The following is a 12,882-nucleotide window of genomic DNA, read 5'->3' on the forward strand; positions in this document are numbered from 1 at the left end:
TTTTGACCAGTATATCGGGAGCTTATTTAGATATCGTTAAGGAATCATTTCAGGATTGTTCGAGCTGGATTAAAAAAAAGAACCCTGCATGAATGCTAACGCAGGGTTCCTTTCTTAATCAATCGACTCATTATTGATTGGTTAGGTCCCAATAAGAGACCTGATCAACATTTATTGTCAAGTTTTGCGTGTCGGCTGCACCGATCACCAGACCGAACTGACCCTGGCTAAACGTGCTGTCAGTGAACTCAGCCAGCTTATAGCTATTTGCATAGATGCGTAAGGTATTCCCTTTCATCCAGATACCCATGATATTGGTCTGGTTGGCACCTGCCTTGATCGGGGAAGCAGCTTTCCATTCCTGAAGGGCGACATAGGTATTATCTTCCCAAGTATACAGGCGGTAACGGCCATCGCATGAAAATTCAAGCACGTAACCCTGGCTCGGGTCGGGGGCGCGTGCCAGCAGGCCATATTTATCAAGACCAGAGCATGTACCGCCGTTAATGAACGTGGCCTGCAGGTAATAATCTTTCATGGAGGCCTTGTTGGATAATCCCCATTCATCACCTTGGCCTGGATTAGTCTGGGTCATGACCAGCTTTCCGTCACCCTGAGTAAACTTCGAATTGGCAGTACTCAGCAGATACCAGCTCGAAGTAACGTTATCCATGTTGTCCGTCCAGGTGGGGTTGCCAAGGTTGAGCGCAGATTCACCTTCCACCACCTTAATGAGTACATAAAAGGGTTCGGAGGCATTATTTCCTGTGCCAAATTTCACCCCGGAGGGATTTTGCAGCTCCCAATTGCCCTGATAAGTGCCGACAGTGCCTGGGGATTTCATGGATGCCGATACATCCAGTGTAGCATTGGGTGCTGTGGTGCCAGTCAGCGGCAAGGGGCTGACGCCGTTCATCTGGTCACCACTGATAAACACGAGTGAGTATTGGTTGTTCCAGGTGCACGTCCCGGCATTCTGCAAGCGCCATGTCTTGACAAAGTCCTGACCAGGCAACATTTCAGTGTTATCCGGGATAGTGATATCGTCAATGAACTTAACCTTATCGAGACAAGCTCCCGGTACATTCGTCGGTGCAGCGGTGGGTGTAACGGTTGGTAAAGGAGTGGATGTGGCCGTGGGTACACTGACAGTTGCTGAAGGCACCACCTGGGTAGGTATCGTCGTTGGGACTGTGACCGGTTGGGTGATTGTGACCAATGGTAGCCCTGTTTGCGTGGGGAGAGGTGGTGAAGTAGGGGGAACTTCACCCGTGCTGGGCATATTGCATGCCGCAGCAAACAGGGCAATCAGGATCAGGGTGGATATGGTAAAAAGTGGGCGTTTCATGCTCTTTCCCTCCAAGGCGTTCAAACATATAATTATGTTTGATTTAATAAATCAATCACAGCAGTCTCTATGACGTAAATTATACGTCAGTTGTTCCAGAGGTTTGCCTTCCATCGCCAGCATGTTCGTAGATTATTCCTCGGAGGACAGTCCATGACAAAACGCATCATCATCGTAGCCGGTAACATTGGAGTCGGAAAAACATCACTCGCTGAGCGGTTAAGTGTACGCATGGGCTGGCAATGTGCCTTTGAATCAGTGGCGGACAACCCCTACCTGGCTGATTTTTACCGTGATATGCACGAGTGGTCGTTCCACCTGCAGATCTTTTTCCTTGGCCACCGCGCTACGCAGTATCTCGAGCTGTCGAAAATTCCCCAATCGGTGATCTTCGACCGCACGATTTTTGAAGACTTTTACATCTTTGCCCGGGCGCTGCATACGATGGGGAACGTCGACGAACGCGATTACCAATCTTATCAGCGTGTGTTTGAGTTGGTGACATCCCAACTACCACCCCCTGATCTTCTAATTTACCTTAAAGCGCCGGTTGACGTGCTGATGAAGCGCATCCACAACCGGGCGCGCAGCATTGAGACTGGCATCACCAGCGAATACCTGTCTCTGCTGGAATCATTTTACGATGATTGGATGAAGATCTATGACGTTTGCCCGGTTATCACCATCAGCTCGGATGACCTGGATTTTGTGCACAAGCCACAGCACCTGGACGTCGTCGTGCAGCGTATCCAGGATCGATTGGCTGGTAAAGAGGAGCTGGAATTTCCGGCTGGTTGAGGCTTAGAATAGGGAAATCCTCAAGATGGTCGGGAAGTAAACCGTCAGCAGCGAGTCGACGATCAACGCCAGCATGAACCATACTCCGAAACTGCGGTTGTGGATGAAGGCGGCTGCCACAAAGTAATTTGGCCATACATCCGGGTAATCGGCAGGTTTTTCATCGGGCTTGGGGGCTTTGAACATCGGCCAGATCTTCCGCATCGTGGGGATCGCCAAGAGCACTGCTGCCATCACCAGGGTGTAATACCCGTTCAATACCAGGACGAAGACGAGAATATATTGCAAGATGAGCATGCCCACCAAAGTGACGCGGGCTGGTTTCTCACCGATCACCACCGGGAGGGTGTGAATCTTGCGATCCTTATCCATCTGGTACTTGTCGATGTGCTTGCCGAAGATCACCCCGGTCACGCCTAAAGCGTATGGCAGGCTGGCCAATACCACGATCCAGCTCCACGCACCTGTGATAACGTAGTAGCCTCCACCGATCATCAGCGGACCCCATACCAATAAAACGGAGAGCTCACCCAGGGCGATATATTTCAATGGCCAGGTATAAAATAACACGAAGAAAACGCCCAAACCCAGGAGCAAGACCGTCCACCAGCTGTGGGTGAGGATCACGAGCAGGATGCCCATGACCAGGGCAATCGCACCGGTGACACCCGCGTAGGTCAGGTGCTGGCGTTTGGACATCAGGCCATGCACCAATGGCTGTGGACCATACTGTGCCCGGTAGTAGTTATCCTTGTCCACGCCCCGGTTGAAGTCGGTATAGTCGTTTAACAGGTTATTTGTGGCATGCGAGAAGATCAACCCAAGGGTCAGAAGGACCCACTTTAATAAATCAAACTTTCCATCGCGAAAGGCGAAGATACCAGCAAAAGCCCCACTCAAAAAAGTCATGATCAACACTGCAGCCCGGGTGGAGATCAACCATTTTGAAATCACATCCAGCTTGTTCCATTCCTCATTGGACACATGCGGGATGACCTGCAAAGCTCTACGCCACATTGATATATTCATAAACCACTCCTAATTTACAAATGACGACCAAGTATACCCTTTAAATATTGATAGGTGCAAGGTATGAATCTATGAGGATCGCCCGACTGCCTCATATCATCGGCTCAGAAGGGCGTGAAATTTCAGGCTGATTCCACGGCGGAGATCCATTGGTCCACAAGCGCAGGAACGATCGTTACTGCACTGCCCTGATAGTAATTAAATCCAGACGGAATCGCCTGCATTTCCAGGGAAACCAGGCATTTTTCGGCATCTTTGCGTGCCAGGAAGACCAGCGAGGCAAAAGGAAACACTGCCAGTGAGGTCCCCACGACCAACACGATGTCTGCTGTAGCAACATGCAATCGGCTCTCGTCTAAGCTCAATACTTCTTCACCGAACCATACAACATCAGGGCGGAGCTGGCAATTATCTTCGCCGAGCTGTCCGAGGGTGATCGGATTTCCATCGATACGGTAGCGTAGATCAGGATACCTGGTGCTTCTGGCATATGCCAGGTTGCCATGCACATGGATGACATACTTCGATCCACCCCGTTCATGCAGCTCGTCCACATTTTGGGTGATCACCACCACATCATAATAATTCTCCAACTTGCCGATCGCCAAATGCGCAGCGTTGGGTTTGGCTTTCCAGGCTGCTGCGCGCCTTTCATTGTAAAACTCGAGTACCAGGGCAGGATTCTTAAGCCAGCCTTCCGGGCTGGCTACTTCCTCCCAGGCATAATTTCTCCACAGGCCGTTCATATCGCGGTAGGTAGGAAGTCCGCTCTCCGCGCTGATCCCCGAACCGGTTAAGATGGTGATTTTCGATGAGCTTCTTTTGATGGTCATTCGACTTGAAGAACCACACTAAACGATAACTTCTCTCAGCACCTGGCAGACTCTTTCAATCTGGGCCTCCTCCATTACGCCGGAGAACGGTAAAGCCAGGCCTCGCCGTCCAAGGTCTTCTGTAACGGGGAAGGCGCCTTCCTGGTAGCCGAAGCGGTCCACCATGAAGGGCTGCAGGTGAATGGGCAGGAAATAGGGCCGGGCGGGAATGCCCTTTTCTCCCAGCTTCCTGGCGATCTCGTCTCGCTCGATGCCAGGCGCGAAGCGTACGACGTACACGAACCAGCTCACCCGGGTGGTATACCTGGCGATTTGTGGTGGTTCAACCCCGGGGATCTCGGACAAGCGCTCGTTATACCAGCCAGCAACTTTCTCTCGCTTCGCAATCAGCTCATCCAGGCGCTTCATCTGCGCCAGCCCAAGGGCGGCACTCATCTCATCCAGGCGGTAGTTATACCCCAGGTGGGTATGTTGCAGCCAGGTATCGCCTGGGGCTCGGCCCTGGTTACGCAAGGCGCGCATGAATAAAGCTGCGTCTTCGTCATCGGTAATGATCATCCCACCTTCGCCGGTGGTGATTTGCTTATTGGGATAGAAGCCGAACACACCATAATCACCCAGGGTACCGGCAGTGTGTCCTTTATATGATGCCCCCAGTGCTTCACAGGAATCTTCAATCACCTTCAGCTTGTACTTCCAGGCTGTGTTCAAGATCAGCTCAAAGTCAACCGGCTGGCCGAAGACATCCACGGGTAGGATAGCTTTCAATTTAGCATCAGCATTGGCGCCTTTCGGAGGCAGCCAGGCCTGGGCACTCCGACCGCCTTGCATGATGTCTTGGGTGGCTGCGAAGACCAGGTATGGATCGATATTGCCTGATCGAGGCTCAACATCCACAAATACGGGCACAGCTCCTTCATATAGTAGAACGTTAGATGAAGCAACAAAGGAAAAAGGTGTGGTGATCACCAGGTCGCCAGGGCTAATCCCGGCCGCCCTGACGCATAAATGCAAACCTGCCGTACCGGAAGAGACCCCCACGGCATGCTTGCTGCCCGTGTAGCTCCGGACGCTTTCCTCGAAAAGGTTGATCTGGTCTCCCATCGATAGGCTAGGTGTGGCCATCACCCGGGCGACTGCCTGGCGTTCCTCTTCGGTCAGATCGGGGGAAGACATACTGATGGGTGGTGTTGCAGGAAGGTTATCAAATGGAGTCATAGAATTAAGGCAATCCAGGTATTAATGACAATATGGGTTTTAATCCGGCCAGATAGTGCCTGCCCGGACAATGCTGCCAGTGGGTACATCGCGTTTTATGGTGGCTCCATTGCCGATGCGGACCCGGTCACCCACCTTCACGCGTAGATTGATCGTGACACCCATCCCAACCAGGGTAGCTTCCCCAATGGTCACCTCACCGGCCAGGATCGCACCTGGTGAAAGATTGGAGAAATCTCCCAAAATGCAGTCATGTGAGACGATGGCTCCGGTGTTGATGATGGCTCCGAAACCAACATGCACCTCACTGCCCACATAAGCATGCGGCATCACCTGCACGCCATCGGATAGCACGGCACTGGGCTCAACAAATGCAATCGGGTGAACCAGCGTTGGGCAGCTGAAGCCGGCATTTGTAAGATTCTCGAATACGCCCAGGCGAGGGGCGATATTCCCAATGCCGCCCACTGCGTTGGCTGCCAGGTGTACCCCCGCTTTTTCCAACTCTTTCAAGATACCTGCCCCGCCAAGCACGCTGACCTCCATGATTTCAGTACCGACAGGGATGCCATCGTCGACGATGCCGATGACGGTATAGCGGTCCAGATACCTGATCAAGTCGATCAGGGCTTTACCGTGACCACCCCCGCCGTACACAATGATTGCGTTTGGCTGGAAATGCTTCCCCTGGAAATCAACTGTTGAAGCAGCCGCCAGGTTAATCTTCTCCAGCACCATCTTCTCGGTGACGAACAGATCGGTTGGGAATTGGGATAGGTCAAGGTTGTGCTTGTGGGCCAGCTGAAGTGCCGGTTGGCTGATGCGCAGGTTAGCCGGTACTGTACCACCGGTTTCCTCGGCGGTGGGGATCGCCGGAGGCCTCCAATCTGGTGAACCTGCCAGGTAGCCGAAAATCTCACCCGCCTGGACAGTCTGTCCAACCTGATGCGTCAAGCCTACCAGGTAGCCGTCAGCTTCAGCACTCAGCTCCAGGGTGGACTTGGTAGTCTCCAGGGTGCACAATTTGGTACCCCGCACCAGGTACTGACCTTCGACAACGAGCAGCTCAGCCAGCAAAGCCCCGGGCTCGTTGGGATTTATCAATGGGATGAGGATGCGAGTTGGCTCAGGCATGTTCATATGGATTCTTGATGAATTTTAACATTAACGGGTGGAATATTGGCTGTGAAAGGGGAAATTAGGTTCATAACACACGGGTCAACACCTCATCTCAACGGCAGACCGGAGGATATCGTCGACTCCTGGCAGGATAGCCTGCTCAAGTGCGGGCGAAACCGGGATGGGGAATTCCTGGGCTGCAAGCCGTCTCACGGTCAGCATCTTTCCTGCCTGAGCTTCAGCCACCCGGGCGACAATCTCTGCGCCCCAGCCCAGGCTGTGGGTGCCCTCTTCAAGCACCAGAAGAGCACCGGTACGGCTGGCTGACTGGGCAATCGGCCCAACATCAAAGGGGGCGAGCTGAGTCGGTACGACGAGCTCAGCAAACAGCTCATGTTCATAAGCCAGGCGCTGGATTGCCTGCCTGGCAAGCTCTGCCATATAACCATAGGCTGCAATGGTCAGCGTAGGAGCGGGGGCAGCCCGCAGGGCGAGCATGTAGAAGGGGAATCTTGCTTCGCGACCACAAAACTGCACAGTTAGGTTGAATTCTGCCAGGTCGCTTTGCGCCTGGACGGGGAGTAAATACCCCAGCTTGTTTTCCAGGAATAGTGTAGGGTCCGTTGCCTGTAGAACGCAACGATAGAGTAAGTCGCCCGGGCTACCAGTACCATCCGGCTGGCAAAAGCTCACCGGTGCGATCACCTGCAGACCTGGGATTCCCAGGTATAGCTTTTCGAGGCTCTGGCTATGTGTGGGGCCGTAACCCCTCCTGCCACCCATGGGGGTGCGAATCACAAGGGGCACACTCACCTGCTCGTTATACATCCAACGGAATTTGCTGATGTGGTTGACCAGCTGGTCTGCCATCAGGGTGACAAAATCGCCGAACATGATTTCCACCACTGGGCGTAAGCCTCGCAGGGCCATCCCGGCTGCCAAGCCGACGAAGCCTGCTTCAGAAATGGGCGTGGTGAGCACCCGGCTGGGGAAGGCGCTGGACAGTCCTTTGGTGACTTTGAAGGCACCTCCATACGGGTCCAGAACATCTTCACCTAAACAATATACCTGCTCGTTCTCAGAGAACGCACGATGCAAGGCTGTATTGAGCGATTCCAGGACAGATGGCATGGGGGATGGTCAACTCAGCGCGGGGAGCTGGAGCTCACCTGGCAGCTTGTGGGTTTGGGAACTCAACCAGAGCCTTCTTCTGGTCCCCCAGGCCGACGGTACACTGGTTTATTAATCTCAACCTTCAAGCTTTCGATATTCTCGCGCACGCGGACTTTTTCAGCTTCGGTGAGGTGAGTGGAAGCAAGCACGCTTTCCAGTAGTTTCAAGCTCTCACGCGGTTTATTGATCTGCTTGAGATAGGTCGCCAGATATTCCTGGGCCTCGAATCGGCAATGGGGCTTTTCCAGCTGGACCGCTTTGTAATACCATTCCAGGCATAGGGAGAGATTACCCAGCTTATCGTAAATCACAGCGATGTTGAGGCACATTGACGATTTATCGAGATCAGAAATATCGCTGTTTACCAGAGAAGTGAACGCTTCCAAGGCAGCCTGCAGGTTCCCAGCATCAAACATCTGGGTGCCATAATCGACACGATTTTGGAAATCCTTGTAGTTCATACCTGCCTCCTCAGCTTCTCAGGCTTACTGATCCTCCTTACGAAGGATTGTGATTATGGCAAAGCGATGAGAATTGGTGTGGTCCCATGTATATTTTATCTCAACAGCGGGAAAATAGCACCCTGGTGGCGTCAATCTGTTTCAAGTTGGTGCAAAACCACAATTAGCTGATCCTGCCAACTTTCCAGCGCTGCGATGGGTATCCAAATGGCATTCTTGCCGGTGCGGATATCACCGCCCAGCTCGGGAATCGGGCGGGAAGTTTCACCTTCAGGCAGGGGGGGATAGCGGAGGATAATCTGCCCACCTTCGGCGCTGATGGAGGCAAGACCGACCTTGTCTGCCAGCATCTTCACCTTAAGCTGGTAAAACAGGTTGCGAGTTTCAGCTGGCAGGGGGCCAAAACGATCGATGAATTCACCTTCAAGGGCGTCGATCTCATCCTGAGTACGCAGGTCGGCCAGCCGCCTATACAATCGAGTGCGTGTTTGCCGGTCGGGAATATAACTGGCAGGTAGGCTCACTGCGAGAGGCAGGTCGACTGAAATGGGTAGCCCCGGTGCCGCTTGATCAGCCTGTAAAGCCTGGGCTAACACTGGAACAGGTTTACCAACGCGTAAGCGTTGCACGGCATCGGCGAGTAATCGGGTGTACAGGTGAAAGCCCACCGAGGCGATATATCCGTGCTGGCGTGTGCCAAGAATGTCTCCTGCACCGCGGATTTCTAGGTCGCGCATGGCGATGGAATAGCCGGCGCCAAGCTGGGTGTTTTCTGCGATTGTCTCCAGGCGTTGCCGGCCTTCGATGGTGGGAGCCAGGTGCTTGTGACGGAAGAAGTAGGCATAAGCGCGCTGGGCACCGCGTCCCACACGCCCTCGCAGCTGATAGAGCTGGGCCAGGCCGAAGGTATCCGCCCGGTCCACGATCAGGGTGTTGGCATTGGGGATATCCAACCCCGACTCGATAATCGAGGTGCTGAGCAAGATATCCACATTACCATTGGAGAACTGCTCCATACGCTGCGAGAGCTGGTCTTCTGCCATCTGGCCATGAGCCACCACCACGCGAGCCTCCGGCACCAGCTTTTCGAGGTGAAAACGCATGGCACCGATCGTTTGTACCCGATTATGTACGAAGAAAACCTGGCCACCTCGCTCTAGCTCACGCAGGATCGCCTGGCGGACGAGGGTGGGCGAGTAAGGACCCACATGTGTGATGATTGGCAAGCGCTCTTCGGGAGGCGTGTTAATAGTGGAAATATCGCGTACTCCGGTCAATGTCATGTATAGTGTGCGCGGGATAGGCGTGGCTGTCAGGGTCAGCACATCTACTTCCGTGCGCATCTTTTTCAGGGTTTCCTTGTGGGTAACTCCGAAGCGTTGTTCTTCATCGATTATTAACAAGCCCATATCTTTGAATACGACATCACCCTGCAGCAGGCGGTGGGTACCGATGATGATATCCACCTTTCCAATAGACAACTTCTCGAGGATGTCTTTTTGTTGTTGTGGGGTGCGGAAGCGTGAAAGCATTTCCACTTCCACTGGGAAAGGTGCCAGGCGCTGGGTGAAGGTGTGATAATGCTGTTGGGCCAGCACGGTGGTCGGGACCAAAATGGCTACTTGCCTCCCATCCATGACCGCCTTGAAGGCAGCCCGTAAAGCAACCTCGGTCTTGCCATAACCAACATCCCCGCAGATCAGGCGATCCATGGGTTTTACCGCTTCCATGTCTTGCTTGACTTCCGAGATAACCCTGAGCTGATCGGTTGTCTCGATATATGGAAAGCTCGCTTCCAGCTCCTTCTGCCAGGGAGCATCCTTGCCAAAGGCATGACCTTCAACGACGTTCCGGTGAGCGTATAGATCAAGGAGATCCTGGGCTACCTCCTCAACCGCTTCCTTTACATGTGATTTGGTGGTACGCCACTCAGGGCTACCTAGGCGCGTAGGTGTTGGGGCGTGGGAATCATGCCCAATATAACGGGTCAGGCGGTCAGCCTGGTAGACTGGCACAAACAGCTGGTCGCCTTCGGCATATTCAACCGCCAGGTACTCGCGCTCGATTCCATCCACACTACGTTCAACCAGGCCGATAAACCGGCCGATGCCGTAATCGACATGCACCACCCAGTCACCAGGTTCAAAGTCGGCATAAGCAGCTTCAGGGGCTTCAGCCATCGGGCGCGGTCGTTGTCGTAACTCAGGCCGGCGCCAGCCGAAGATCTCACCATCAGTGAACAGGTGGATGGGCTTTTCTCCAGGAGCGGCAAAGGTCAGGCCTTCCGACAGGCTGGCATCATAGAAGGACAGGCATTCGCTGGAAGGTGTGAACGGGTTATGTTCCTTCCACAGCTCCTGCAAGCGGGCGGATTGGCGTGAGACGATGATGATGGGCTCACTCTGGGCACAACATTGGTCCAGGTGCTCCATCAACGGCTTGAGCTGGCCTGCGAAGCGTACTCCGGGCAGGAAGCTATCCGCGATATTGGTCGGTCTACCTGGCAGGGCTTCATTATTCACAGGCAAGCCAAGATCGATGGCTTGTTTACCTGCCAGGGTGTCTTCGAGCTCACTCCAGGTGAGATACGGGATGGGGAAATCTTCCGGCAGCTCGCTATCCTTGATGTAATCGCGACGCAATCCTACTGCCTGCTCTTCGACCTCCTGGACGCTATCCCGCACAGCCTGCTCATCATCGACCAAGACCAGGCTTTGCGAAGGGAGGTAATCCAGCAAGCTGGCAGGCTCGGGGTGAAGCACGGGGATATAAAATTCTGACAGGCTGCCTGGCTCAATAGCTAATTTCTGCAGGGTTTCCGTGTCTGGGGTAATGAATTCACGTGCCGGTGAGATCGGTAGGCGCTCGATGGTGTTAATCGTGCGCTGGGTAGCCGGATCAAAGCAGCGTAGCGTGTCGATCTCATCCCCAAACAGCTCAATCCTCACCGGCTGCTCCGCTGAAGGTGTCCAGATATCGAGGATGCCACCCCGGCGGGAGAACTGACCGGGGCTCACCACGATATTGGTATGTTCATATCCCATGGCAACCCAGGCGCGTAACAGCTCGTCTGGCTGGACGACCTGCCCGACCTTGATGGTGCGCAAAATCTTGAGAAATTCCCGCCTGGGAAGTGTGCGCACCATCAAAGCTCTCACCGGGGTGATGATGATCGGTGGCGGGGGTTTTACCCCACCTGGAATATGGTATCCGGCCAGGCTTGAAAGCACCATAAGGCGATCGCGCCGGGTGGTCAAACCCCAGGTCGCATTTTCATAAAACAGGGGGGTTGGTTCTGGGAAGAAAAGAAGGGGTAGCTTGGGTGCCCATAACGCCAGCTCATCCGCAAGCGTGAGGGCATGGTCATTGCGATCGGTAATGAGCAGGATCGGTCGTTCAGCAGCCTGGCGTAAGGCTGCCAGCCATGGTAAGCGGGCAGACCGCCTGATTCCAAGGGGAGGGATAGCCTGCCCCAGCTCAATCAGCTTGAACAACTCGCCAGATGCCGATACAATCGAATCGATTATTCCATCAAGTTCCATATTATTTTAGAGTAAATTCACAAATGCCGGCTCAACCATTGAACAAGTTCATTGACCGCTCCAGACCGAACCGAGTGTAGGTCAGTACAGCCTCAACCGCCCTATCTAGGGTTTGTTTCAAGAGCTCGGCGTCACTGGATGGGAAGTCTTGCAGCACGTAATCTGCGGCTTCCATCCTACCCGGCGGCCTGCCCGTGCCGATTCGCAAGCGAGGGAATTCGTCGGTCCCCAGACGCTCGATAATTGACTGCATCCCCTTTTGGCCAGCCGAGCCACCGAACGGGCGGATGCGAAGCGTCCCCAAAGGCAAATCAACGTCATCATAGGCCACCAGCAGGTTTTCTATGGGAACCTTGTAGAAATGTACCAGGGAGCTGACTGCTTTGCCGGATTCATTCATAAAAGTTTGAGGTTTAATCAGGATTACCCTCTCACCGAAATAGGAAGTTTTCGCCACCAGGGCACGTGACTGTACCTGCCCAAAGCTTGTGTCAAGCTTTGCTGCCAGGCGGCTTACCAGCATGAAACCTACGTTATGGCGGTTGTTCTCGTATTGCCTGCCCGGGTTACCCAGCCCCGCGATTAAAAAAGGCCCTTGGCGTTGGGTGGGTTGGATTTGAAGGCTATCATCTGATTCAGTCATACGCCTCCAGGATTGCATAAATTGACGATGTTCGCCACCTGCTGGCAACTTCGAGACTGGTTGGCTGGATCATAAAGTGCTCATGCTCCCATTTTGTTTCAAGATATGCAATTTATTTACCAACAATATCCCATACCATAAGATTAACCGATACCACTCGGCAACCGCTTACTATAACATAAAACCCGGCGCTCATCAAATTCCCCGGCAGATAACAGTAAGGATCCAAGGTCTGCAGTAATAACTTACTCGATGCTTTGATAAAACTATGGTAAACTTTTTGATTGTGGTTTTATCTTCATCTGTGAGGTAAGGCAACCCATGACACTAACTCGCACGGAACAAATGGTGACAAGATTACGCCAGATGCAGTCTGTTTCGCCAGATATTGAAGCCTCCGCGGTCGTGTCTGTGGATGGGCTAATCATCGCCTCTGCACTACCCAATGAGGTGGAGGAAGACCGTGTTTCTGCCATGTCTGCTGCCATGCTCAGCCTGGGTGAGCGAATTTCCACTGAGCTGGGCCGTGGCAGTCTGGAACAAGTATATATCAGGGGTTTAAATGGTTTCGTCATCCTTACATCGATTGGTGCAGATGCTGTCCTGACTGCCCTGGCAGGTCCTCAGGCAAAGCTTGGCCTGGTCTTCCTTGAAATGCGAAGGGCAGCCGATGACATTGAGAAGGTGATGGCATGATTTACCCGGCCAAACCGGAACA

11 protein-coding genes are annotated in these 12,882 nt (G+C 53.4%); 2 read left to right on the top strand and 9 right to left on the bottom strand.

The features are described 5' to 3' along the window. Positions 1-130: 130 nt before the first annotated feature. Entirely contained in the window at positions 131-1,348 is a 1,218-nt protein-coding gene (locus tag C3F13_12275) for a hypothetical protein (GenBank protein ID PWB52047.1), read from the bottom strand. 153 nt (positions 1,349-1,501) lie between these two features. On the opposite strand from C3F13_12275, the gene C3F13_12280 reads away from it, so the two are divergent. After that, positions 1,502-2,146, top strand: a complete 645-nt coding sequence (locus C3F13_12280) for a deoxynucleoside kinase (GenBank protein PWB52048.1) — start codon at positions 1,502-1,504, stop codon at positions 2,144-2,146. Positions 2,147-2,149: 3 nt separating this feature from the next. On the opposite strand, the gene C3F13_12285 is transcribed toward C3F13_12280, so the two are convergent. From C3F13_12285 to C3F13_12320, 8 genes are all read right to left on the bottom strand, one after another. Then, positions 2,150-3,175 carry a prenyltransferase gene (locus C3F13_12285; protein PWB52049.1) on the bottom strand — a complete coding sequence of 342 codons (1,026 nt, stop codon included), beginning with the start codon at positions 3,173-3,175 and terminating at the stop codon, positions 2,150-2,152. A gap of 122 nt (positions 3,176-3,297) precedes the next feature. Next, on the bottom strand, positions 3,298-4,002 hold the full coding sequence (locus C3F13_12290) for an NAD-dependent deacylase (protein ID PWB52116.1): 705 nt from the start codon (positions 4,000-4,002) through the stop codon (positions 3,298-3,300). Between the two features lie 24 nt (positions 4,003-4,026). Next, positions 4,027-5,226, bottom strand: a complete 1,200-nt coding sequence (locus C3F13_12295; GenBank protein PWB52050.1) for a polysaccharide biosynthesis protein — start codon at positions 5,224-5,226, stop codon at positions 4,027-4,029. 39 nt (positions 5,227-5,265) lie between these two features. Continuing rightward, positions 5,266-6,366: a hypothetical protein gene (locus C3F13_12300; GenBank protein ID PWB52051.1), complete on the bottom strand. Its 1,101-nt coding sequence runs from the start codon at positions 6,364-6,366 to the stop codon at positions 5,266-5,268. 78 nt (positions 6,367-6,444) lie between these two features. Then, entirely contained in the window at positions 6,445-7,476 is a 1,032-nt protein-coding gene (locus C3F13_12305; GenBank protein ID PWB52052.1) for an alpha-ketoacid dehydrogenase subunit beta, read from the bottom strand. A gap of 62 nt (positions 7,477-7,538) precedes the next feature. Then, positions 7,539-7,979, bottom strand: a complete 441-nt coding sequence (locus C3F13_12310) for a hypothetical protein (GenBank protein ID PWB52053.1) — start codon at positions 7,977-7,979, stop codon at positions 7,539-7,541. Positions 7,980-8,110: 131 nt separating this feature from the next. Beyond that, complete coding sequence (gene mfd, locus C3F13_12315; protein PWB52054.1) at positions 8,111-11,521, bottom strand: transcription-repair coupling factor; 3,411 nt, start codon at positions 11,519-11,521, stop codon at positions 8,111-8,113. 31 nt (positions 11,522-11,552) lie between these two features. Beyond that, the gene (locus tag C3F13_12320) at positions 11,553-12,164 is read right to left on the bottom strand and encodes an aminoacyl-tRNA hydrolase (GenBank protein ID PWB52055.1); all 612 of its coding nucleotides are present in this window, start codon (positions 12,162-12,164) and stop codon (positions 11,553-11,555) included. Positions 12,165-12,485: 321 nt separating this feature from the next. Here C3F13_12320 and C3F13_12325 point away from each other — a divergent pair, with 321 nt between their 5' ends. Further along, positions 12,486-12,860, top strand: coding sequence for a hypothetical protein (locus C3F13_12325; GenBank protein ID PWB52056.1), 375 nt, complete (start codon positions 12,486-12,488; stop codon positions 12,858-12,860). Positions 12,861-12,882: the final 22 nt, after the last annotated feature.

The sequence above is a fragment of the Anaerolineales bacterium genome (assembly GCA_003105035.1).
GTDB lineage: Bacteria > Chloroflexota > Anaerolineae > Anaerolineales > UBA4823 > FEB-25.

Coding starts and splice junctions, on each gene's coding strand:
- C3F13_12325 (PWB52056.1), top strand. CDS start 12,486: ATGACACTAACTCGCACGGAACAAATGGTGACAAGATTACGCCAGATG.
- C3F13_12285 (PWB52049.1), bottom strand. CDS start 3,175: ATGAATATATCAATGTGGCGTAGAGCTTTGCAGGTCATCCCGCATGTG.
- C3F13_12275 (PWB52047.1), bottom strand. CDS start 1,348: ATGAAACGCCCACTTTTTACCATATCCACCCTGATCCTGATTGCCCTG.
- C3F13_12310 (PWB52053.1), bottom strand. CDS start 7,979: ATGAACTACAAGGATTTCCAAAATCGTGTCGATTATGGCACCCAGATG.
- C3F13_12280 (PWB52048.1), top strand. CDS start 1,502: ATGACAAAACGCATCATCATCGTAGCCGGTAACATTGGAGTCGGAAAA.
- C3F13_12305 (PWB52052.1), bottom strand. CDS start 7,476: ATGCCATCTGTCCTGGAATCGCTCAATACAGCCTTGCATCGTGCGTTC.
- mfd (PWB52054.1), bottom strand. CDS start 11,521: ATGGAACTTGATGGAATAATCGATTCGATTGTATCGGCATCTGGCGAG.
- C3F13_12295 (PWB52050.1), bottom strand. CDS start 5,226: ATGACTCCATTTGATAACCTTCCTGCAACACCACCCATCAGTATGTCT.
- C3F13_12320 (PWB52055.1), bottom strand. CDS start 12,164: ATGACTGAATCAGATGATAGCCTTCAAATCCAACCCACCCAACGCCAA.
- C3F13_12300 (PWB52051.1), bottom strand. CDS start 6,366: ATGAACATGCCTGAGCCAACTCGCATCCTCATCCCATTGATAAATCCC.